Origin of the sequence: Sphingobacterium rhinopitheci (assembly GCF_022627575.1) — a bacterium.
Taxonomy (GTDB): Bacteria; Bacteroidota; Bacteroidia; order Sphingobacteriales; family Sphingobacteriaceae; genus Sphingobacterium; species Sphingobacterium rhinopitheci.
This window is the reverse complement of the sequence record NZ_JADEYQ010000047.1, coordinates 1-3,309: the sequence shown is the minus strand read 5'-3', so window position 1 is coordinate 3,309 and position 3,309 is coordinate 1. Positions and strand designations below refer to the sequence as shown.

Sequence of the window (3,309 nt, the reverse complement as noted above, 5' to 3'; positions counted from 1 at the left end):
ACTATAAAGAGTTCTTTGACATATTGAAAGAAAAAAAACACAAGAGAAGACAATAGTAGATTAATACTATCTATATGCTTGAGTTATTATTTCACCCCGGATGAATAAGCCGCAAAGAGATAATGATTAGTATAGGTAGAATATATATCAAAGCAACTCTATAGTAGCAAAAGGGCTATATGAGTGAAGAAAGTAAATAAGGGCACACGGGGGATGCCTAGGCTCTCAGAGGCGATGAAGGACGTGATAAGCTGCGATAAGCTTCGAGGATTGGCAAATGCGATTTGATTCGAAGATTTCCGAATGGGGCAACCTAGCATACTGAAGGTATGTTGTATAATACGCGAACGCGCCGAACTGAAACATCTAAGTAAGCGTAGGAGGAGAAAATAATAATGATTTCCCAAGTAGTGGCGAGCGAACGGGAAAGAGCCCAAACCCATATTGTTACGGCATTATGGGGGTTGTAGGACCACGACATTGTATTGTCGCTATGAACTGGAAGCAGGTGGGAAACTGCGCGATATGGGTGATAGCCCCGTACAGGTAAAGAATGACAGCATAGTGGTATCCTGAGTACCGCGGGACCGGAGAAATCCTGTGGGAATCCGCCAGCACCATCTGGCAAGGCTAAATACTCCTGAGAGACCGATAGTGAACTAGTACCGTGAGGGAAAGGTGAAAAGAACCCCGAACAGGGGAGTGAAAAGAACCTGAAACCGTGTGCTTACAAGCGGTTGGAGCGGATTAATTCTGTGACAGCGTGCCTTTTGCATAATGAGCCTACGAGTTACTCTTTGTTGGCAAGGTTAAGTCGTTCAGCGACGCAGCCGCAGCGAAAGCGAGTCTGAATAGGGCGTATAGTCAGCAGAGGTAGACGCGAAACCTTGTGATCTACCCTTGGGCAGGTTGAAGTTTGGGTAACACCAAATGGAGGACCGAACCGATAAACGTTGAAAAGTTTCCGGATGACCTGAGGGTAGGGGTGAAAGGCCAATCAAACTGGGAAATAGCTCGTACTCCCCGAAATGTTTTTAGGAACAGCGTCGGCATAGAGTCTTGTAGAGGTAGAGCTACCGATTGGGTGCGGGGGAGTCAAATCCTACCAAATCCAGACGAACTCCGAATGCTACAAGATATGGCCGGCAGTGAGGCTTTGGGTGCTAAGGTCCAAGGCCGAGAGGGAAAGAACCCAGACCATCAGCTAAGGTCCCAAAATGTAGTCTAAGTTGAACTAACGAGGTCCGGTTGCACAGACAGCTAGGATGTTGGCTTGGAAGCAGCCATTCATTTAAAGAGTGCGTAACAGCTCACTAGTCGAGCGACCGGGCGTGGATAATAAACGGGCATCAAGATTACTACCGAAGCTATGGATTCATACTGAAAGATGTATGTCTGGTAGGGGAGCATTCTATTAGGGGTGAAGCAGCATGGTGATGTGTTGTGGACTTAATAGAAAAGCAAATGTAGGCATAAGTAACGATAAGGCGGGTGAGAAACCCGCCCACCGAAAGACTAAGGTTTCCTGATCAACGCTAATCGGATCAGGGTTAGTCGGGGCCTAAGGCGCACCCGAAGGGGGAAAGCCGATGGACAACTGGTTAATATTCCAGTACTTTTTTTTACTGCGATGTGGTGACGGAGTAGTGACACTGCCGCGAACTGACGGAATAGTTCGTTAAAAGACGTAGGTATAGGGACCGTAGGCAAATCCGCGGACCCTGCTGAAATCCAATAGTACAGCAAAGCTTCGGCGGCGTTGATAGAGCAGGTAATCAGACTTCCAAGAAAACCCGCTAAGCTTCAGGTAAAGAAAACCCGTACCGTAAACCGACACAGGTAGTCGAGGAGAGAATCCTAAGGTGCTCGAGTGAATCATGGCTAAGGAACTCGGCAAAATGGCCCTGTAACTTCGGGAGAAGGGGCGCTGTCTCGCAAGAGCAGCCGCAGTGAAAAGGCCCAGGCGACTGTTTAGCAAAAACATATGGCTTTGCAAAATCGAAAGATGAGGTATAAGGCCTGACACCTGCCCGGTGCTGGAAGGTTAAGAGGGGATGTCATCGCAAGAGAAGCATTGAATCGAAGCCCCAGTAAACGGCGGCCGTAACTATAACGGTCCTAAGGTAGCGAAATTCCTTGTCGGGTAAGTTCCGACCTGCACGAATGGTGTAACGATCTGGGCGCTGTCTCAGCCATGAGCTCGGTGAAATTGTGGTATCGGTGAAGACGCCGATTACCCGCAACGGGACGGAAAGACCCCATGCACCTTCACTATAGCTTAACATTGAAATTGGGTACAGGATGTGTAGGATAGGCGGGAGATGTTGAAGTGGCTTCGCTAGGAGTCATGGAATCAACCTTGAAATACCGCCCTTTCTGTATTCGGTTTCTAACTCGATTAAGTCGAGGACATTGTTTGGTGGGTAGTTTGACTGGGGTGGTCGCCTCCAAAAAGGTAACGGAGGCTTTCAAAGGTAAGCTCAGTACGCTTGGTAACCGTACGTGGAGTGCAATGGCATAAGCTTGCTTGACTGTGAGACCAACAAGTCGACCAGGGTCGAAAGACGGACATAGTGATCCGGTGGTTCTGTATGGAAGGGCCATCGCTCAAAGGATAAAAGGTACGCTGGGGATAACAGGCTGATCTCCCCCAAGAGCTCATATCGACGGGGAGGTTTGGCACCTCGATGTCGGCTCGTCACATCCTGGGGCTGGAGAAGGTCCCAAGGGTTGGGCTGTTCGCCCATTAAAGTGGCACGCGAGCTGGGTTCAGAACGTCGCGAGACAGTTCGGTCCCTATCTGTTGTGGGCGTTGGAAGTTTGAGTGGATCTGTCCTTAGTACGAGAGGACCGGGATGGACTGACCGCTGGTGAACCAGTTATGCCGCCAGGTGTACGGCTGGGTAGCTACGTCGGGATTAGATAAGCGCTGAAAGCATCTAAGTGCGAAACTAGCCACGAGATGAGACTTCCTTACAAGGGTCGTAGAAGATGACTACGTTGATAGGCTATAAGTGTAAAGGTTGAGAGACCAAAGCTGAGTAGTACTAATAGCCCGAAGCTTTCCAAGCGGATAGACACTATTGTCTTCGTCTTATTGTTTTTTTTCTTTCAATAGTATGTCATAGTATAGAACTTAAAGATATTTGGGTGCCTATATCGGCGGTGTTCACCTCTTCCCATTCCGAACAGAGAAGTTAAGCCCGCCCGAGCCGATGGTATTGCCGTAACAGGTGGGAGAGTAGGTCGGTGCCTTTTTTTAAACAGAAGCCTTAGAGAAATCTAAGGCTTTTTGCGTTTATAGACTTT

Annotated in this window: 2 rRNA genes; both read left to right on the top strand. The window is 48.4% G+C overall.

Features of this window, described 5'->3' with window-relative positions:
* Positions 1-186 precede the first annotated feature (186 nt).
* Positions 187-3,070: ribosomal RNA gene (locus IP023_RS15650) — 23S ribosomal RNA — on the top strand.
* A gap of 76 nt (positions 3,071-3,146) precedes the next feature.
* Positions 3,147-3,258, top strand: a 5S ribosomal RNA gene (gene rrf / locus IP023_RS15645).
* Positions 3,259-3,309: the final 51 nt, after the last annotated feature.